Annotated in this window: 17 protein-coding genes; 16 read left to right on the top strand and 1 reads right to left on the bottom strand. The window is 52.6% G+C overall.

What is annotated here, in order from left to right; translation table 11 throughout:
* The first annotated feature begins 157 nt into the window (after nt 1-157).
* The 4 genes from MK323_14015 (at nt 158) to MK323_14000 (ending at nt 4,827) form a co-directional block, all read left to right on the top strand.
* The gene (locus tag MK323_14015; protein MCH2483267.1) at nt 158-1,717 is read left to right on the top strand and encodes a trimethylamine methyltransferase family protein; all 1,560 of its coding nucleotides are present in this window, start codon (nt 158-160) and stop codon (nt 1,715-1,717) included.
* A gap of 203 nt (nt 1,718-1,920) precedes the next feature.
* Complete coding sequence (locus MK323_14010) at nt 1,921-2,823, top strand: DMT family transporter (protein ID MCH2483266.1); 903 nt, start codon at nt 1,921-1,923, stop codon at nt 2,821-2,823.
* A 155-nt stretch (nt 2,824-2,978) separates the two neighbouring features.
* Nucleotides 2,979-3,863 carry an NAD(P)-dependent oxidoreductase gene (locus MK323_14005; GenBank protein ID MCH2483265.1) on the top strand — a complete coding sequence of 295 codons (885 nt, stop codon included), beginning with the start codon at nt 2,979-2,981 and terminating at the stop codon, nt 3,861-3,863.
* A gap of 85 nt (nt 3,864-3,948) precedes the next feature.
* The gene (locus MK323_14000) at nt 3,949-4,827 is read left to right on the top strand and encodes a hypothetical protein (GenBank protein MCH2483264.1); all 879 of its coding nucleotides are present in this window, start codon (nt 3,949-3,951) and stop codon (nt 4,825-4,827) included.
* 4 nt (nt 4,828-4,831) lie between these two features.
* On the opposite strand, the gene MK323_13995 is transcribed toward MK323_14000, so the two are convergent.
* Entirely contained in the window at nt 4,832-6,163 is a 1,332-nt protein-coding gene (locus tag MK323_13995; GenBank protein MCH2483263.1) for a SulP family inorganic anion transporter, read from the bottom strand.
* A 414-nt stretch (nt 6,164-6,577) separates the two neighbouring features.
* On the opposite strand from MK323_13995, the gene MK323_13990 reads away from it, so the two are divergent.
* The 12 genes from MK323_13990 to MK323_13935 form a co-directional block, all read left to right on the top strand.
* Nucleotides 6,578-7,633: an MBL fold metallo-hydrolase gene (locus MK323_13990; GenBank protein ID MCH2483262.1), complete on the top strand. Its 1,056-nt coding sequence runs from the start codon at nt 6,578-6,580 to the stop codon at nt 7,631-7,633.
* Nucleotides 7,634-7,913: 280 nt separating this feature from the next.
* Nucleotides 7,914-9,188 (top strand): ammonium transporter, encoded by a 1,275-nt coding sequence (locus MK323_13985; protein MCH2483261.1) that lies wholly within the window; start codon nt 7,914-7,916, stop codon nt 9,186-9,188.
* Nucleotides 9,189-9,293: 105 nt separating this feature from the next.
* A complete protein-coding gene (locus tag MK323_13980; protein ID MCH2483260.1) occupies nt 9,294-11,378 on the top strand; it encodes a chemotaxis protein CheA in 2,085 nt (694 codons plus the stop codon).
* 20 nt (nt 11,379-11,398) lie between these two features.
* Nucleotides 11,399-11,968 (top strand): chemotaxis protein CheW, encoded by a 570-nt coding sequence (locus MK323_13975; protein ID MCH2483259.1) that lies wholly within the window; start codon nt 11,399-11,401, stop codon nt 11,966-11,968.
* Nucleotides 11,965-13,074 (top strand): chemotaxis response regulator protein-glutamate methylesterase, encoded by a 1,110-nt coding sequence (locus tag MK323_13970; GenBank protein ID MCH2483258.1) that lies wholly within the window; start codon nt 11,965-11,967, stop codon nt 13,072-13,074. Before MK323_13975 ends, MK323_13970 begins: the two co-directional genes overlap by 4 nt.
* Nucleotides 13,071-15,575 (top strand): methyl-accepting chemotaxis protein, encoded by a 2,505-nt coding sequence (locus MK323_13965; GenBank protein MCH2483257.1) that lies wholly within the window; start codon nt 13,071-13,073, stop codon nt 15,573-15,575. Before MK323_13970 ends, MK323_13965 begins: the two co-directional genes overlap by 4 nt.
* Nucleotides 15,576-15,659: 84 nt before the next feature.
* Nucleotides 15,660-16,514, top strand: a complete 855-nt coding sequence (locus MK323_13960) for a hypothetical protein (GenBank protein ID MCH2483256.1) — start codon at nt 15,660-15,662, stop codon at nt 16,512-16,514.
* Nucleotides 16,515-16,534: 20 nt separating this feature from the next.
* A complete protein-coding gene (locus tag MK323_13955) occupies nt 16,535-16,831 on the top strand; it encodes an STAS domain-containing protein (GenBank protein ID MCH2483255.1) in 297 nt (98 codons plus the stop codon).
* Nucleotides 16,832-16,844: 13 nt separating this feature from the next.
* Complete coding sequence (locus MK323_13950) at nt 16,845-18,788, top strand: response regulator (protein MCH2483254.1); 1,944 nt, start codon at nt 16,845-16,847, stop codon at nt 18,786-18,788.
* An 89-nt stretch (nt 18,789-18,877) separates the two neighbouring features.
* The gene (locus MK323_13945) at nt 18,878-19,951 is read left to right on the top strand and encodes an MtaA/CmuA family methyltransferase (protein ID MCH2483253.1); all 1,074 of its coding nucleotides are present in this window, start codon (nt 18,878-18,880) and stop codon (nt 19,949-19,951) included.
* Nucleotides 19,952-19,953: 2 nt separating this feature from the next.
* Nucleotides 19,954-20,100: a hypothetical protein gene (locus tag MK323_13940; protein ID MCH2483252.1), complete on the top strand. Its 147-nt coding sequence runs from the start codon at nt 19,954-19,956 to the stop codon at nt 20,098-20,100.
* Nucleotides 20,097-20,517 (top strand): hydroxyacid dehydrogenase (locus MK323_13935; protein MCH2483251.1); only part of this gene is annotated, 421 nt, incomplete at its 3' end. The genes MK323_13940 and MK323_13935, both read left to right, overlap by 4 nt.

Here is a 20,517-nt window from a genome sequence, read left to right as displayed (position 1 = left end):
ACAACAAGTCTCAGCACAAACCAAAGCTTGTCAAAGTTCTGATATCCCCAACATCAGTGGTCCGATAAACTACGCCCGTTGTCAGCTTAAATAGTCTTATGCCAGATAACGATTTGCCATATCGCTAACACTCAATCTGAGAGAAAGACAATAATCAATGTCTGTCAGTGCTGAATCATCATCCGGGCGCCGGGGTCGCCGGACCCGGCGGGTCGATGCGGCCAAGGCTGAAGTCATTGAACAGTTGCCGTGGACACAACCGGTCTACACCGATCCCCCCACAGAACCTTTGGATGAAGACGGCCTTGAAGCTGTCCATAATGCGGCGATGCGAATCGTGGAAGAGATCGGGATTGATTTTCTCCATGAGGACGCGCGACGTGTTTTGAAAGAAGCCGGTTGCGAGGTGCAGCCGGATTCGCCGACGGTCCGCATGGACCGGGCATTTGTGATGGAGCAGGTCGAGAAAGCACCCGAGTCTATTACGCTAGAGCCCCGAAATCCAGATCACACCCTGATATTCGGAGGTGCCTATGCCGCGTTCGGGCAGGTGGCCAGCCCGCCTAATGTATCGGACCTTGACGGTGGGCGCCGCACGGGTAATCGCAAGGACTACCAGAATCTGCTCCGTCTGGCCCAAAGTTTTAACTGTATTCACTTCACCGGCGGTCACCCGGTGGAGCCTGTAGACCTGCATGCATCTACCCGCCATCTGGACGCCTTGTTTGACATGCTCACCCTCACTGACAAACTGGTCCACGCTTACTCGTTGGGTAAAGAGCGTATGGTAGATGCCATTGAAATGGTGCGGATCGCAGCGGGTCTTGATGATGAGGCGTTTGATGCGGCACCGCGGATGTTCACCAACATCAACTCGTCATCACCACTGAAGCATGACTGGCCAATGCTCGACGGCGCCATGCGGCTTGCCAAACGCAATCAGCTGGTGATTGTTACGCCCTTTACGCTCTCCGGTGCGATGGCGCCGATCACCCTGGCCGGGGCCTTGGCGCAGCAGACCGCCGAGTGCCTGGCAGCACTCGCATTGCTCCAGGTGGTGCGCCCCGGCGCGCCGGTTGCTTACGGTTCGTTTACCTCCAATGTGGACATGAAATCCGGTGCACCGGCCTTTGGTACCCCGGAATACGTACGGGCCACGCAGATCTCCGGTCAGCTGGCCCGGCGCTACAAGCTGCCGTGGCGGGCCTCCAATGCCAACGCCGCCAACTGCGTCGATGCCCAGGCCACCTGGGAAAGTGCAGCATCGTTGTGGGCCTGTTCTACGGCGAGAGCCAACATCGTTTACCACGCGGCCGGCTGGCTGGAAGGCGGGCTGTGTGCGAGTTTTGAGAAATTCGTGATCGACTGTGAGATGTTGCAGCAGCTGGCCTATTACCATCAGCCGGTCGGTGTCACCGAAGCTGATCTGGCCGTCGACGCGATCAGAGACGTCGGCCCGACGGGTCATTTCTTGGGCAGTGCGCACACCCAGGAACGCTATAAGACTGCCTTTTATAGTCCATTTCTATCGGACTGGAGCAACTTTGAAAACTGGGAGGAAGGGGGCGCTGTGGAGACACCGCAGCGGGCGAATCGCATTTTCAAACAGATGCTCGAACACTACCAACCGCCACCGATGGCACCCGCCACGCTTGAGGCGTTGACAGAATTTGTTGAGCGGCGCCGAGCAGAAGGTGGAGCACCCACCGATTTTTAGGTCGCGGGATATTCTGTCAAAGACGTCGTCTCCTGGGTTCCGGTAAAGGACTACTGGGTTTAAACCCAGTATGGGTTTGTGGCCGGTTGTACCAGACAACGTACAGTAGCGATATCGGACAAGAAAATTGGCAACAAAGGTGTGAGCGGTCAACCAACCCTATTCACTACGTCAATCCGATGATACGTGCAGAAACAACAACCATGACCGCGCAACAAAAAGTACTGGGCAATCTGGCATTCTGCTGTGGCGTGACCATCTGGGCAACGATGTTTCCCGCCACGGAATATCTGCTGAACAACTGGGACCCCGTCGCCATTACGTTTGTGCGGATGAGTGGGGGAGGATTGGTATTGCTGGTGGTGTTTGCCCTGCTGGAAGATGTGTCGGCTACGCTGAGGGCGGCCCCCTGGGGCAAGATTTTCCTGCTCGGTATCGTGGGTGTCGCGTTGTCTACTTTTCTGTTTGCCTGGGGTATCCAGCTTTCAAGTGCGGTGGCCGGTGCGTTGATTGCAGCGACCGGGCCGATCGTTGCTGCACTGATCACGGGTCTGGTTTACGGACAAGCGCTGCAAAAAGGTATCGTGTTCGGGGTCCTGTTGGCGGTCGCTGGCGGGATCTGTGCCGTCTTCGCCACCGGCGGTGGTGCGGTCGATTTCAAAGGCGGTGAGATCGTGGTGTTGTTGGCGATGGCAATCTGGGTCTGGTACTCGTATAACTGCCAGCGCTGGCTCAAGGGTCTGCCGCAGGTGAGCATCGCCGCCCTGACCGTGGCTGCAGGCAGCATTGGATTCGCTGCCTATGTTGGGATCGCAGAGTTGTCGGGGCTTGACGATGTTCGTTTTGGCACGGAACTGAAGGAGTGGTTGGTGATCGGTTGGCTTTCGATTGGACCGGCTTCTACATCAATATTTCTCTGGCATTTTGGTGTCAGCCGGGTGGGTGTGACAATCGGTTCGATGTACCAGAACCTGGTGCCGATTATCGTGGTGCTGATTTCGATCAGTCTGGGCCAGTATCCCACTTACCTGCACCTGATTGCAGGTGCGCTCATTATTGCGGGAGTGCTCTATACCCAGATTCGGAATCTTTCTGCGAGCCCGTGAACGGCGTTGACACCTTTCGACGTTTTTTCAACAATGAATGCTAAACGGATATGACAGTTGAGATTTTCTTCAACAACCTGTCTGACTGGAACAGATCGTGATCTGAAGCTTTTTAGGTGGATCAGGTAGGGGTAGGGACAGCAAAGGAGGGAGATATGCATGTCGGGTTTATAGGGCTGGGCAATATGGGGGCGCCGCTCGCCCGTCGGTTGTGTACTGACCATACGCTTTGGGTATTTGACCAATCGCAAACAGCCGTCGATGCATTTACTGGGGCGGATGCCCAGGTCGTTAAAAGTGCGGCTGAGCTTGCAGAATCTGTCGACATTGTTCTGACTTGTCTGCCAACCTCGGAGGATCTTCGGTCGCTTTTATTCGGCGAGCAGCAGGTGGCTTCAGCACTTAACAAGGGTACTATGCTGATCGATATGACGACTGGGGATCCAGGCATTACCCGGGAGCTCGCTGCCAAACTGGCGATAGAGGGCATTGAGTTGATTGATGCACCCGTCAGCGGGGGCCCCAAGGGTGCAACTGCTGGCACGATTGCCATTATTGTCGGGGGCACCAGTGAACAGCTCACACGGGCTTTACCGGTGCTCAGTTCAATCAGTTGCAACGTCATGCATGCGGGCGATGTGGGTGCCGGTCATGCGGTCAAGGCGGGGAACAATCTGCTCAATCTGGTCTGTCGTCTGGCCACGTTCGAGGTGGTATCGCTGTTGGTCAAAGCGGGGGTCACGCCGGAAAACGCTGTGGCGATTATTCAGAAAAGCTCCGGTCGGAATTACGCCACTGAGATCACGTTGCCTGATAATATTCTCTCCGGCACGCTGCATCAGGGATTTACCATGGGTCTGATGCACAAAGACAGCAGTGTCGCCCTTCAGATGGCCGACGACCTGAACGTGCCGTTGCCCATCAGTACAACAGCCTTTTCGAACCTTAAACAGGCCATGGATGAACACGGTCAAGAATCGGACATGAGTGCGGTGGCACTCACCTACGAGAAAGATTCGGGCGCACGGATTCGACCTTAAACGGTAGGTTGTCAAAAAATGACGCAGATGAATAAAATGACCTTATCACTACCCCAGCGGGAAGCCCTCGTCCGAAGAAATTATCATGAATACCGTATTGTCTAGTGATCGTCCTTCGGGAGAAGTCTCCACTGAAGAGATTTACAGGCTGATTGATCTTGATCGATATCCGATTGATCGGCTCCAGGATAAGGTAGGTCAGATGCTGGTGGCCCAGTGTCGCTCAGATCTTGATGACTGTGCTGCAGCGATATTGCCGAGTTTCGTGCGACAGGCTGCGATCACGAAAATAGCTGAAGAAGCCGAAAGTCTAGTTCAGGTTGCTCATCGCTATGACGGGGATCGGGTGACATTTTATGAAGACGACAAAAAAGGATGCTCGGATGACGACAGTCTCGATTCCGCAGTGAGATCAGTTCGGCATCCGAATCGATACTGCCAGATCCTGAATTATCAGATTCCGAATCACAGTGATTTACGGGCAATCTATCTATGGCCGCCTCTAACAGAGTTTATTCGTCAAGTACTGAACGTTGAGCATCTTTTCCTAAGCCAGTGTCCTCATTTGGCACTGACGATGAAAGTGGCGTACGAGGGAGACACCGACGGCTGGCATTATGATCCCAACGATGGCGTGATCACGTTAGTACTACAGACTGCGGATAATGGAGGTGAATTTGAGTACGCGCCAAATATCCGCAACAAAAACGATCAAAACTACGCTGGGGTCGACCGACTGTTTAAGTCGCCAGACGTTGAAGCGACAAGACCGATGCTGGAGCCTGGCACTTTTACCTTTTTCAATGGTCGGCATTCGATGCATCGGGTACGCCCGGTGGGTTCGACCCGACAACCAAGGATCGTTTCAATATTCTCCTTCGATCAACGACCCGATCATTTTTTTGCACAAAGCTATATCGATAAACTACGTAGTTTTCCGCAGGGTCCGCCGATAGTTGATTGAAAAATTAGTCCAACGATTCTCTGAGATCTTCTAGGTGGAGAAATCTTCTTATCGCATAGAAAATAATTGTAAATGCGATAACCGCGACGCTTAGGTTGATCAATACCGTGACCAGGGTCGTTCCCACAATCAATGCCATCCCGGTGTGACTGGCCAGTCGCGGCTGAGTTCGTGACCGTCCCAACACTTGGTAACAGTATTGGCGTAGCGGCACCCAATCAAAAACATCGTAACCAACTTTGAGCAGAACCCCCGAAAAGACAGCTTGGGGAATCAAACTGATCAGGTCCTGGAACATCAGCATTTCAATAAGAACAAAGACACCGACCAGTACGCCAGCCAGTCTCATCGTGGCGCCCTCATTTAGGATCAATACCGATCGTATCGTTGCCTGGGCACCTGGAATTCCCCCGAATAAAGAAACTGCCGCGTTTGCGATACCTTGGGCGCAGAGTTCCTGGTTAGGTTTAGTGATGTCCTTATGGCCATGCATCACCTCAACTTTGCGGTCAACAACGAGAGAAGTCAGCAACGTATCCAGATAGGCCAACATCGCAAGCTGAACGACAAACGGTACGGCCAGCAGGATCAGGGCAAAACTCCATTGTGTCGGTAACTGGCTGATGACCCTGTTCTGTAAGTCCATCAAGGATTCAATCGACCCTCCCAGGCTCACACGCTGCACATCAAGATCGAGAAAGACGGACAGCAGCGTGACGGTTACGATGGCGATCAAGGTGGCAGGGAAAAAAGAGTTCAGCCGCGCACTGATCTGTCGCAACAGTACTGGGAGCGTAAATATCAGACCCAATGTGAGGCAAGTGATGGACAAGTTGGTCAAGATATTGCCCAGGTAAGCGGTTTTGCCCCCAAGCCCAAACAGGGACCCGACCTCCCCTATCCAGATCAGCATTGCAATGCCATTCATAAAACCACTGATCACCAGCTTAGGAATCAACCCTATAAACCGACCCAATCGAAACAAACTGACCACCATGAGCGTCAGACCAGTCAGTAATAGAACCAGATTGATAAACCGGTCAGGGTCTGTATCGGGATGATCCAGCAGCAGCCCACTGCCGACGGCGGTGACGAGCAAGACCGTGACGGCGGTCATGGGTGCGGTTGGGCCGGAGCATTGAATACGGGTACCGCCAAATGCTGCAGTGATCAGCGCGATGATACCGGCGGAGAGAATACCGGCCAATGCACCGCGACCGCTGAGGACACCGAATGCGGCACCGAGACTGATGGCGACAAAACTGACAGTCAGTCCCGGCAGCAGTTGTTGCAGGACCCGGTCAGCGTTTAGATATTGTCGAGTTCCAGCTGTCATTTGTCTGGAATACGGTTTAGCTTGATGTGGCGCGTCACCCTGACGAGGTAACTGAGCAGATCGATGGCGACCATACTATACTGTTGTGGTGTGCACTGAGTTTTAGGCTCGATAGTAGTCGCGGTTATCGCATTATTCGTTTGATACAAGCCCTGGTCGACACCAGGCCCTCGCTGCAAAATCAACTGTCACGAAGGAGTATTGCTGGGACAAAACCCCCATCAGCCGATATCGAGTGCTGGAATTTGTTGATCTGCCGGAGGGCAGATGTACTGAAATGACTCAGGTACAGGAGAAATCTTTATTTAGCGTGTTGCTGACTCTAGCTTGTCGACCAAACGCTTAATTGAGTCAGTATACATCCATTAATGAGGTGAATCTTTTGGACGAAATAGATCCAACGGTATCTGAAGCGTGACCACAGAAGCTAAGACGGAACGAGCGCAGGTGGTGCGCTACGAGTTTGATACGCGGCTCAAGGCTGGGGAGACGTTACCGGTTGCGTCCGGCGTGACGTGGCTGCGTTCACCGTTGCCGTTCAGACTGGATCACATCAACCTGTGGTTGTTGGAGGATGGTGAAGGCTGGACCGTGGTAGATACGGGTATCTATTTCGACGAATCCAAAGCAATCTGGCAGCAGGTCTTCGAAGGCCCGATGGGTGGCAGACCTGTCGACCGGATAGTCGTTACCCATCTTCACCCGGATCACATCGGCTGCGCTGGATGGCTAGCGCAAGAGTTTGATGCGCCGCTGTGGATGACCCGTGGCGAGTATCTATTGTGCCGGGTCCTGGTAGCTGATACAGGTCGCCCGACGCCGATAGCTGGGGATCGATTCTATCGGGGCGCTGGATTTTCGCCTGGTGATATGACGCGTTACCACGAGCTGTTCGGGATGTTTGGAAAGTACGTCTCTCATATTCCTGAGTCCTATCACCGACTCCAGGCGGGTGATTGTTTTCAGGTTGGATCGAACCAATGGCAGGTATTAATCGGCCGGGGTCATTCGCCGGAACATGCGTGTTTGTTTTGCGCCGAGCTCAACCTGTTGATTTCTGGAGATCAGTTACTGCCCACTATCTCATCCAATGTCAGCGTGTATCCAACTGAACCCGGTGCCGATCCGCTGGGTGACTGGCTGGCATCCCTACAGCGGCTTAAGGAATCAATTCCAACTGATGTGTTGGTGCTGCCGGCGCATGGACGTCCGTTTCGTGGGGCACATGAACGACTCGATGCCATGATTGCTGAGCACAACGAGGGCCTCGATAAACTTCATGACCTGTGCCAGGAACCGAAACGTGCTATAGACGTTTTCCCGGTGCTGTTTAGAAGCGAGATCAATAAAAGCAACTTGATTCTAGCGACTGGTGAGTCAATCGCTCACCTCAACTATCTCCTGGCACAAGGCTGCCTGCAGGTCGAAAGAGACAATGACGGCATTAACTGGTACCACAGTGTAAAGTAGACAGATCACCGACTCGACAGCGTCCGCCAGATCTCTTTTTGATCGGTGTGCTGAAACTAAACCTAGACTCGGACGCTGTTCTGGCGTCATGGCTGATCATAGGCTTATTTGTAGGAGGTATTTCTTCTATACTTTCGTGTTATTTTATAAGCCCCAAAATATATATCGACTGATAGCATTCAAATCGCGCCTATCAGGGCTGAGCCTAGGACACATCAGCTAAAACGATGGGAGTCAGCTGGCAATGAGAATGATCCGAATATTTTTAAGCGCCGTGACCATGGTACTGGTTGCGGTAGTTTCGAGTGCAGTTGTGGCCGATGATGCGGCAATCCGGTCCGGTGATACTGCGTGGCTGATGACGTCGACGGCTCTGGTACTGTTTATGACCATACCAGGGTTGGCTTTGTTTTACGCCGGTATGGTTCGTGCCAAGAACGCGGTGTCGGTCATGATGCAGTGTTTTGCCATCGCGGGCCTCGTATCGATCTTATGGGTACTGTATGGATACTCTTTTGCGTTTGGTGGCCGTGGTGCACTCTGGGGTGGTCTGGACAAACTGTTTTTAAGTGGTGTTACGCGAGATTCAGTCACCGGAACGGTCCCTGAAGTCGTCTTCATGGTGTATCAGATGGCGTTCGCCATCATTACGCCGGCGATCATCGTCGGCGCATTTGCAGAACGTATGAAATTTTCGGCCATGCTTTGGTTCATGGGAATCTGGTTTACAGTCGTCTACGCACCAATCGCGCATTGGGTCTGGGGTGACGGGGGTTGGCTTCGTGAAATTGGTGTGCTTGATTTTTCCGGTGGTACTGTAGTCCACATTAACGCAGGTATCGCCGGACTGGTCGCAGCGCTGGTGCTAGGACCAAGAAGAGGTTACCCGGCTGCACCCATGCCGCCCAACAATCTGGTTTATACCGTCATAGGCGCGAGCATACTGTGGGTCGGCTGGTTTGGCTTCAACGGTGGCAGTGCACTGGCTGCTGACGGCTTTGCCGGCATGGCTGTGGCAGTTACCCAGATCTCCGCTGCTGCAGCTGCGCTTAGCTGGATGTTTACTGAATGGATTGTTTTCCGTCGGCCGAGTGTTCTGGGAATCGCATCCGGCGCTGTCGCCGGGCTGGTCGCCATTACACCGGCCGCGGGTGTGGCCAGCCCGATGGGGGCGCTCGGGCTCGGTGCGATGGCGGGGTTGGTATGTTTTTTCGCAGCGACTTGGCTGAAGCAGCGTTTGGCTTATGATGATTCACTCGATGTCTTTGGTGTCCATGCTGTCAGTGGTATCTTGGGTGCGCTGCTCACAGGCGTCGTTGCCTCACCCATTCTGGATGGAACCGGGTTCGCTGAAGGTATTGCTACGCTGGGCGGACAGGTTCTCGTCCAGCTGATTGGTGTGGGAGTTACGGTCTGCTACACGGGCGTACTGACCTTCATCATTCTGGAACTGGTAGATGCCATGGTTGGCCTACGCGTCAGGGAACAAGAGGAGAAGGTCGGACTCGACATGGCGATACACAACGAGCGGGCTTATAACCTAATGAAGTCGTAAACATGATGTTCGATTGTAGTTTGGAACGACCGTCTTAAACTATTTATGTCGAATAGGTAAGCCGTCTTTAATCAGTGTTCATCCTGATCGAAATCAGACAACCCTATGACAACAGATAACATTCCCGTCGCGGAGTTTGTCGAGGAATCAATCGAGCTTCTGCAACAGATGGAAGAAGCTATACTGGAACTGGATAGCCGGCCCGGGGATCGTGCTCTGGTCGATCAACTCTTCCGGGGTATGCACACCATCAAGGGTGGTGCAGCGGTTGTGATGCGCCCTGATCTTGCTGACTATGCGCATCGGCTCGAGAGTTTGCTCGATCAGGTTCGGGGTGGCCAAGTGAGTGCTGGCAAGACGCTGATTTCCACTTTGCTCGAAGCAATCGACTGTGTGGGCCTGTTTATTTCCGGCATCCCAGGTGGGTTGGCCGTTGACCAGACCCGTGTTGATGCCAGTATCCAGAATGTGAGCGCTTTGGTTGAATCGGCCACTCATTCGCCCCTTGAGGTTCAAGAGGCTGGAGAATCGGTATCTTCAGCGCTTACGCCCATAGCTTCCAAAAAGTCACAGGCGTATCTGGTCACACTGAAGTTCAATCCCCAGATGCCGGAGCAGGGTGGTGATCCCCTTTTGCTGCTTAAAGAACTGGCTGAGCTCGGTGACTGTATAACAGTTGTTCACCCGGGCAAGTTGCCGGATATCGCCGAGTTCGATGCGAGCCGTCTTTATGTGTGGTGGAGTATCAAATTGACGACTTCGCTCTCTCAATCACAAATTGAGCAGACGCTGCTGTTTTTTAGGGAAGGCAACGAACTCAGTGTCGCCCCTTTTGATTTCACACCCAAGGAAACTGACACGGTTGAGCGGGCCCACCAGGCACAGATTGCGCAAGCAGCGGCGGGAACAGAAGACGACGTGCGATCGACCCCCTCGGGGACATCGGAGCTGACCGCTTCAGTGACTGGCTTCAAGACGATGGAACCTGCCAGGATTGCGAGTGGTCGTGAGAGTGGTGACGGAACTGTGGGAAAATCGATTCGAGTCAGTATTGACCGACTCGAACGATTGCAGAACCTGATCGGCGAGACTGTGATTAACCAATCCCGTCTGATTCAACTGTGTGAAGAGGCCGAACGTCTGGATCCGACATTTGCCGGTGCATTGAATGAATTTGTCGAGGAAAACAGTCGTTCAGTCCGTGATCTGCAGGACGAGATCCAGGCGGTCAGGATGGTGCAGGTGGATACGGTATTTTCCCGCTTGCGCCGGGTTGTCAGAGATTATTCAGTTGAATCGAACAAAGAAATTCGATTGCGTATTGAAGGCGGCGAGACCGAACTCGATAAGACGGTGACCGATCAGCTGCACGGGCCGCTGCTCCATCTGATACGAAATGCGATGGATCATGGCATCGAGAGCAGTGAAGAGCGTCGTCAGGCAGCAAAGGATCCCGCGGGGACCATTTGGTTACGGGCATTTCACCGGGGCGGCCATGTGATGGTAGAAGTCCAGGATGACGGCAAGGGTATGGACGTTCAGAGAATTCGTCAAAAGGGACTGGACCGTGGGTTGATCGAGGAGAGCGAAGAGCTGTCTGACCAGCAGCTGCTACAGCTGGTCTTTCGGCCGGGTTTTACCACAACCGATGAAGTCACCGATGTTTCAGGCCGCGGCGTTGGAATGGACAGTGTCAAGCGCGATATTGAAGCGCTGCTCGGTACAATCGATATTCTCAGTGAGCCCGGACGAGGCACAACGCTTCGGATGAGGTTGCCGCTCACGCTGGCAATTATTGATGGCATGATTGTTCGGGTCGGGTCATTGACCTTTATTGTGCCATTGCTGGCTGTAGTTGAAGCGATAAGGCCAAAGGCGGATGATATTCGAAAAATGAAGCGTGATAACGAACTTGTCGAGATCCGCGGGGAATTTCTACCGTTGGTTCGACTCCATCGAAAACTGAATATTGATTGCGAATTTTCTGACCCTGCTGATGCAGTTTTACTGGTGTTACAGCACGTTGACAGTAAACAATGCCTGATGGTGGATGAGATCGTTGATCAACGTCCGGTGGTGATCAAAAACCTCGATGACAATTTTGTGCAGGTGCCTGGTATGACAGGCGCCAGTATTATGGGGGATGGTAAAGTCTCGTTCATACTTGATGTTGCGGCAATCGCTGCGTGAATGAGGTTGCAACGGAAATCATGAGTGAATCCAAAGAAACAACCTGGACCCAACATATGTCCGTAACAGATATTGCGGATGAGATCGATGAGTTTGAACTCGATTTTACGGTTCGTTCTGGCCCGCAGGTGATTACATTCATGCTGGGAGAAGAGAAATATGGTGTCGACATTCTGCGGGTACGTGAGTTGATCACCTATCCGGTGGGAGCGGTGACGCCGATTCCCGGCATGCCCGCGTTTATTGTCGGTGTACTCAATCTGCGGGGCGTGGTAATTGCGGTCATGGACCTTAGGATCCGCTTCCGGCTTTCCGATGCGGTGTACAACCGGTCTACCGTGATTATCATCGTGGAGGTTGAAGGCAAACAGGTGGGTTTGATCATTGATTCCGTATCAGATGTGGTACACCTGGAAGAAGAGCAGGTTCAGTCAGTAGAGCACCTGACAGCAGGAATAGACTCTGCCTATATTTCAGGTGTTGTGAACGTTAAAGAGTCCATGGTTATCCTGCTGGATGTAGATCACTTGCTATCCGCTCAGGAACTCGAGGCACTGAAGGAAACCGCTGCCGATGAAAATTCCTCATGAGTGACATCCGCCGGGTACTCGTCATCGATGATTCGGCGGTCGCTCGCCGGGCGTTGACCGATATTCTGTCCAAAGACGATGGTTTGGAAGTGGTGGGTACTGCACCCGATGCCATGATCGGTTTGCGCAAGATTCAGGAACTGTCACCTGATGTGATCACATTGGATTTTGAAATGCCGGGTATGGATGGCCTGACCTTTCTGGAAAAGCTCATGAAATCGACTCCACTGCCGGTGGTGATGGTGAGCGCATACACTGAAGCGGGATCGGAGACGGCACTACGCAGTTTGGAACTGGGTGCGGTGGATGTTGTCGAGAAGCCGCGTTATGAAGTACGCCAGGGACTGACCGCAGTCTCGGAACTCATTATCGAGAAAATCAAAGCTGCAAGTCAGGCGCGGGTCGATACACCAGCTACACGGTTTTTCCGGGAAGACACCTTGAGACCCGTCAGCGTGTCTCAGGAACAACGCTCGAAAATTGAAGCATCATCAGATCAACGGCTCATCGCCATAGGCGCCTCAACTGGTGGGCCACAGGCGTTGATGCGGATACTGAGGACATTGCCGCGTGAGATGCCGCCCATTCTTGTGGTGCAACACATTACGCCATCATTTACGCAATCTTTTTCCAAGAGTCTGGATGCCAGTTGTCAGATGAAGGTTGAAGTTGCCGTCGATGGCATAAAACCTATTGACGGTCATATTTACGTTGCGCCGGGTGATTGTCACATGCTTTTAGCCCGCGAGAAATCCGATTACCAGATCCGACTGTCTGACCATGATCATGTCAACCGGCACAGGCCGTCTGTCGATGAACTCTTCAGGTCAGTGGCCGACCATGCCAGACAGAATGCCACTGGCGTGTTATTGACCGGTATGGGTATAGACGGGGCAGCCGGAATGGCACAAATGCGCCAAAACGGAGCTTGGACGATTGCCCAGGATGAAGCATCATCAGTGGTCTTTGGGATGCCCAGAGCCGCTATTGAAATGGGCGCAGCAGCCAGGGTCATGAGCCTTGACCACATCCCCGGTGAATTGGTGAATTATTTTGTAACCAACGCAGGTGTTAATCAGCGCGGTGCGCGCAAGGAATCAGCATGAAAGGGCTAACCATCAGCCGAAAGTTATTGTTGATATTTCTGGTCAACGTGATCGTGATCGGTTGTATCGCAGGGATTGTTTTTTATTCATTTAAAGGATTAACAGGAAGCATCACCTACAGTTCGAGCATTTTGGGTGATTACAAGGCAGAGCTCGACAGACTTCGCGCCGACCAGAGTCAGCTAGAGGTCTTGACCCAACCCTTTTATGTCAATGCGACTGGACAAAACGTAGATCGTGCAAAAAAGTCACTCGATAAAGCTCTGAAATCAATTGATCAGAATGTTGGAAGGCTCGTAGATAAACAGTTCGACGTTGTAAACGATCTTAAAGTGATTGGAAAAAGGGAAGGTGCCCGGATTTCGCCTTTGACCACGGTCGAGGTCACAATGGGCGAGGAGTTGGCTGCAGTTCAGAAGGCAGTCGACCAAAACATTCGTCCTCTGATTGATCAGATTGCTTCACATTCGCTGGTGCTTGCGAACACAACAACCGAATCAACGGAACTGATGCCGGCTGTGGTCTATGCTTTTGGCGATCTTGAGAAAATTCGCAAACGACTGATATTCCAGTATCGGATAAAATCTAAGCTGCACAATAATCACCCGGAATGGCTCAAGTTTCTTGGAGCGATTGGTGGGGTTGAAAAAGGTTCTAATGAATCTGCCAATACTGAAGACAACTTGTTTTATCAGTTGCGACACCAGATTGAAGCATTGACCACGATCCAGACCGGGAAAGTTGATAATCAGGCGGGAGAAAAAGCCGGTTCTACTGGAGGTCTAATTACTCGAGCGTTGGGCAAACGACGACTGAGCGAGGTTTGGAAGAAGTACACTGAGACCAAATATAAGCTCAGCGTTTACGTCAATAAAACTGAGAACAACCCGATTATCGAAACCTTCCAGGCTTTCGATGACAGTATGATGGGTGTATTTCGCGCAGTAGGGTTGCTCAACGAAGATCGTGAGCGCAGTGAACAGTTAGCCAGAAGCTTCGGTGTACTGAACAGTGCAATTGCCAGCGCTTTGTTAGACACCGGATATACAATTGAAAATGAACGAAAGAATGTCAGTGACACCATTCTGACCGATGGCGAGAGATTCCTGCATATCCTGATCGGCTTGTCGGTAATTGGTGCACTGATCAGTCTGATGATCGGTCTTTTTGTGAAACGTTCGATCACAAGGCCAGTCGACGATCTGGTCGAATTGGCTAAAGATATTGCACAAGGTGAAGGGGACCTCACTAAGCGCTTGTCGGTGTCCGCGACCGGCGAACTGGGTCAACTATCCAGCTGGTTCAATTCATTCCTGCAGCGTTTGAGTGACCTCATCATTGAGATAAAGGATTTTGCAAGCAATATCGAAAAGGCATCTCAGGAAATAGCTTCGGGCAACAAAGATCTTTCCGAGCGCACACACCGGCAGAGTGCTGCCTTGCAGGAAACAGCCAGTTCCATGGAACAGATGAACAGCATCATTCAGAACAGCGCTGAAGATGCGCGAAAAGCCTTTGAACGCACCCAGGAAACACAGACAAGTGTTGATGAGAACAGGAGTAACCTGCTGAATGTTGTGCAGGACACCATTCAGACCAACCAGGAGATGCTGTCTAACGTTCAGGAAACCAATCTCCGCGTTGTCGACGGCATGGCGGAGATTTCTACCAATTCAGAGAAAATGGCAGGCATTGTCACGCTCATGAACGACATCGCATTTCAGACCAACTTGTTGGCGCTCAATGCCTCCGTGGAAGCTGCGCGTGCCGGTGAGCATGGCAAAGGGTTTGCGGTGGTCGCGACTGAAGTACGCAGGCTTGCATCGCGCTCAGCCAAAGCGTCCGAAGAGATCGGTCAGCTCGTAGAGACCAATCTGAAAAGTGTCAGTGCTGGCCAGGGTACAGTGGAAGAAGGTGGCCGGAGCCTGGAAGAACGGCGCTTAAAGGTTGAGTCGATGCTGGGTTCTCTACAGGAGAGCAGTAATGACAATCTGACCCACATTCAGACTGCATTCCGCGAATTGGCAGAGGTGATGGAAAACATCACGACAGCCTCTGAAGAACAGGCCAAGGGGGTCGGTGAGGTCAACCAAGCCATTACTGATATGGAACGCCTGACTCAGGAGAACGCAACTTTGGTTGAGCAGAATTCGGCAGCGAGCCACAGCATGGCCAACGATACGTTGAGCCTTACACGGCTACTGGACGCGTTTCAGGTAGCTCGCAGGGGTTCTGACGAAGACGAGGAAGGTGATGATCGCTATCGGGGCGCTCTGCGAGGAGGGGCGGTGACCGATGACACCGAAGACCAAGAAAAGCTCAAGTACTATGCCCCCTATCTGACCGAAGACGGTGTCGATGACCGTTCTTCAGGACACCGACTGGAGGATAAATCTAAATTTGGAACCGACCAAGAACCGGAGTACTTGCCGGCTGAACTCGTCGATAAGGATTTTAGGGGGGGATCTTCGGATTTGGACGATGAGAAACCATTCCGATAATGGCAGCAGAGATATCGGGTTAATACTGTCGCCTTTAACGACGGGTGTCAGTCGATCGCCTGAGCGCAATTGCCAAATTCGCAGATGTTGTTAACCGGAATTGAATTGCCTACGGAGTCCCAGTACCGGGATTATCAGAATTTTACCCAGAATCAGCTGGGACTCTCGCTGGGTGATGATAAGGCCTATCTGCTTCATGGTCGGTTACAGCGCCGTATGGGGGAACTTGGTCTTGACAACTATGCGGACTATTTCCAGATGCTTGCTGCTGACCAGGAAGGACAGGAACGGCAAAGATTCTTCAACGCGATCACCACCACCAAGACTGACTTCTACCGCGAAAAAGAGCATTTTGACTGGTTGGTTCGTGAAATCTACCCGGAGCTGAGAGAAAAGATTTCCAGATCTGAGCTCGCCAAAATCCGGTTGTGGAGCGCGGGTTGTTCGTTCGGGCAGGAGGCGTATTCACTGGCACTGGATGCGTCGGAGTTCTTTGCTAAGGAACTGTCGACGGGGATGGATCTGAAAATTCTCGCAACCGATGTCAATACTGAGGCGCTGAGTGTGGCCCAGCGTGGGCAGTATGCAGCTGAGACTCTGAATACTCTGCCACAACTTTTCCGGGATCGTCACTTCAGACGTATCAATTCGGATCAACAAGATTTGTACCAGGTCAGTAAATCAGCTGCGAGCCTGATTGATTTTCGTCGTCTGAACTTTCTGCAGCTGCACTATCCTATCGAAACTCGCTTTCAGGTGATTTTCTGCCGCAATGTGTTCTACTATTTCGACCCCAAGCTGCGGCAAGCTGTATTGAAACGACTGGCCGGCTATCTGGAGGAAGGAGGCTGGCTTGTACTCAGCCTGACCGAGATTGGCTATCAAGTTGACGGCTTGACGAAAGTGCGGGGCGATATTTTTCGCCGGCAACCAGACTGATCGAGCATAGCCCGTAAATAATGGCAGCCACTGCTACCCTCAAAGGCCATGTGCTGGTCCTGTCAGGCCGCCTGGTCGGGCCGGATCTGGATGTTGTGACAGAAACCGGCAAACAGTTACTGGACCTGCCAGAGCGTCAACTAACGGTTGATCTCAGCCATGCCGAAGACACTGTCGATATTGCGGGAATCCAATGGCTGGTAACGATCTACCGTTCAGCCAAGAATCGCGGTAAGCAGTTGTCTTTTGCGGGAATCAGCCAGCCGCAGCGGAACGCACTGAAAATTTCAGGGTTCGAATCGATAATAGACGATTAGCGACATTAAGTGGATGAACCCATCTATCTTACTGGTTGATGATTCCGTCACGATCCGGCGCTATGCTCGGTCCATTCTTGAGGGTATGACAGAGGGCTATGAGGTTACCGAAAGAGAAAACGGTGCCTTGGCCCTGAACTGGTTGTCTTCTCTTGTCGATACAGAGTTACCGGATCTGATCATTATCGACCGAAACATGCCCGAGATGAGTGGTGACGAATGTGTTTGCATCATCAAAATGGATGAGGATTGGCAGTCTATACCGTTGCTGTTTCTGACTGCACAGACTGACGAAGAACAGGTTGCGGCGGGCACCGCGTTTCTCGGTGCCGATGCGTATATCTGTAAACCGTTCGCACCCGATGAACTGCAATCGCACGTTCGCAGACTGATCTCAGGAACGCTGGACAGTTCCAGTGCTGCTCAACAAACTGCTGGGGGTATGGTAAACGCCGAGTTGGATTCTACCCAGGCTCACCGCCGTTTGGAGTCTGAAGAACCCATGATGGATCTTTTTCTTGCCGAGGCGGCTGAACACGCAGCGTACATGGCATCTGGGTTACAAGATCTGAAAGTGGGTCACGTAGATCGCGAGATGCTGGCAGTGATGGGCCGCGGTGCACATTCGATCAAGGGCGCCGGAGGCATTGTCGGTCTTTTCGCTATTGCCGGTCTTGCCGGCACGCTGGAGACATACTTCAATCAAGTGCAGAAAGCCCCAGAATTTCTGGCAGCTGAACATCTGCCGATCTTAGCGGTGGCACTGGAGCTACTGACAGCCTTCTCAGGTTCCCCGTCAGACGACATACGGACATTGGAAGTTGAACGGCATGACGACATCGAACAGGCCAAGTCTCGAGTCGGTTTACTCATGGGTAAGGGAGATGACGCGACTGTCTCTAGCTCAATACCGCGAGGTTCGCCGATGGACCCGACCGAATTGGACCGTGAAGATAAGCCCAGCGTTTCAAACGTGGCGAGTGAGCCGATTTCCACAACAGCGTTGGGGACAGGCCTCACATCCTCAAGGAACATCGTGGTCTTATTGATTGATGATCAGCGTATTATCGGTGAGTCAGTACGCTCGATGCTTGAAAGCGAACCGGATATTGTGTTTCATTTTTGTCAGAATCCAACTGAAGCAGTTACTAAAGCGCTCGAAGTTCAGCCTACGGTGATTCTTCAGGATCTGGTGATGCCGGAAGTCGATGGGTTGGAACTCGTGAGGCGATTCCGAGTTGAGAAAGAGCTGGCAGCAGTCCCGCTGATTGTTTTGTCCGGTACAGAAGAAGCTGAGGTCAAGGCCGAAGCATTTGCGCTGGGCGCAAACGATTACATGGTGAAGTTGCCCAATGCACTCGAGGTAATCGCGAGAATCCGCTACCACTCACAGGCTTACATCAACCTGCTCGAGCGTGAAGTCGCCATGGCGCGGGTGACTTGGTTGGCTGAGCATGATCCCCTGACCGGCTGTCTTAACCGCCGAACTTGGCACGAGCAGCTTGAGGTCGCGATTGCTGCCGGAGACGCGGATCACACCGTTGCAGTCGCCATATGTGATATTGATTTATTCAAGAAAGTGAACGATACCTATGGCCACCAGTGCGGTGATGACGCGATCAAGCATGTTGTTGATATTATCGGGCGCGGTCTCGATGAACTGGGGTGTTTGGGCCGTCTTGGCGGTGAGGAGTTCGGGATCTTCATCACACTCCCTGATGGATCCCAACAGTTGACGGCGGCCCTTGCGCAGGCCAATTCCGATTTCGAGAACATCCGACAGACCCTGGAAAACTCTCCGCTTCAGTGGAATGAACATGTGCTCAACCTGACAATCAGTACCGGTGTGAGTCTGTACCGCGCGGGAGAGAAGGTAGAGGAGACGTTATCCAGAGCCGATGCAGGGGTCTATCAGGCCAAGGAAGGCGGCAGAAACAAGGTTGTACTGGTCAGCTAAGTGATCGGTGTGTCTTCTGCACAACCCCCTAAAACGCCAGCGTTTTAAGTGTGCCTTGAGCCCTCTGGCTAAGTTCAGCTAGTATTGGTGTGAACCACACAGCGCCAGGAACGGGGGCGTTTGATATGACCGTCGAGACGATGACACCCAAGCAACGTTTTCTCGCAGCTCTGAACGGCGAGGCGCTGGACCGGCCCTGTGCAGCGAGCATCACGTCCGTTGTGAATTTTGAACTGATGGACATAGTCGGTTCTCATTTCCCTGAAGCCAATACGGATCCCGAGCCGATGGCTGAATTGGCTGCAAGTGCCCACGATGTGATGGGCTTCGACAGTGTTATGCCGATATTTGGTATTGCCCAGGAAGCCACGGCGCTCGGATGTGTTGTTGACTTCAGTGATCCGGGTAATCTGCCGACACCGCAGTACGCGCCTTGGGCTGACCGCGAGGCAGAGATACGATTGCCAGATGGTTTTCCGGACTCATTTCTGGAAGACAAATATGTCAAGTGCGCCCTCGACGCCATTCGTCTTCTGAAAGAGCATTTTGGCAATGAGGTCATGATCCTCGGAAAGGTCATGGGACCGTGGACGTTGTCCTATCATGTCTACAACGTCCAGGAGTTCCTCATGGATACCCTTGCAGATCCCGAACGTGTGCGCAGGTCGCTCGATGCATTATCTGAGGTGCCGATTTTGTTTGCGAAAGCACAGTTGGAGGCTGGTGCAGACGCTATTGTCTGGGCCGATCACGCCACGGGTGATCTGATTCGAAATACCATGTATCGGGATTTCCTGCTTTGGCGACACCAGGCGCTCGTGCCGCAGGTACCCGCTCCGGTCATTCTTCACTGCTGTGGTCGCTCGCTCGACCGTATCGAATTCTTTCGAGATGCCGGCTTCGATATGTACCACTTCGAGTCCGCTAATGGAGCGGAAAAGATGGTGGACGGAGCGCAGGGAAAAATCCGACTGGCCGGCAACATCAATAACCCCGAGGTACTGATGCAGCAGGGTCCAGACGAAGTGCGGGCCGAGGTGCAGCGTGCAATTGATGCTGGTGTCGACATAATTGCACCCGAATGTGCTGTCCCGCTACAGACACCGGTCCAGAATCTCAAAACCATCGTAGAGGTTTGTCGGGAAAACGCCAGGACGCAATAGAGATGAATAAATCCCGGCGGCTGGAGGCCCGGGAAGCTTCGTTCGTCTGTTCTGGCCGTCGGTCTTCAGGTTACGACCTCTATGCTGCTCCGCCAGTGGGTTGTTGTCCGTCACTTCCAACTGCCGTAACCGGCGTGATGCCCAGATGAAAGTGATCTTTCACTACGATTGTGGTCCGTGGCTCGACACACAGTTGAAATCATTGGCTGCTGACGGTCTTTACGTCGAGGTGTGTTCAGAGGATGACGAGACAAGATTCCACCACCTGTTACAAACCTGTGACATTCTCTGGCATGTGTTGAGGCCCGTCACGGCAGATCATATTGACAGCGCCCCCCAGCTGAAACTGATCCAGAAAATCGGGGTGGGTGTGAACACCATCGATATCAAGGCGGCGAAGGCACGGTCAATTCCGGTCTGCAATATGCCGGGGACCAACAGTCAGGCCGTCGCTGAAATGACCCTCGGCCTGATGCTCTCAGTGCTGCGCAAACTCAGCGCGTTTGATCGACAGTTGCGCGAGATCGGTCACTGGCGGTCTCCAGCGGTCTGGCAGAATGATCTGG

The sequence above is a fragment of the Gammaproteobacteria bacterium genome (assembly GCA_022450155.1).
GTDB lineage: Bacteria > Pseudomonadota > Gammaproteobacteria > Arenicellales > UBA868 > REDSEA-S09-B13.
Note: the sequence above shows the minus strand (reverse complement) of the source record. Positions and strands in the feature narration are given on the sequence as shown.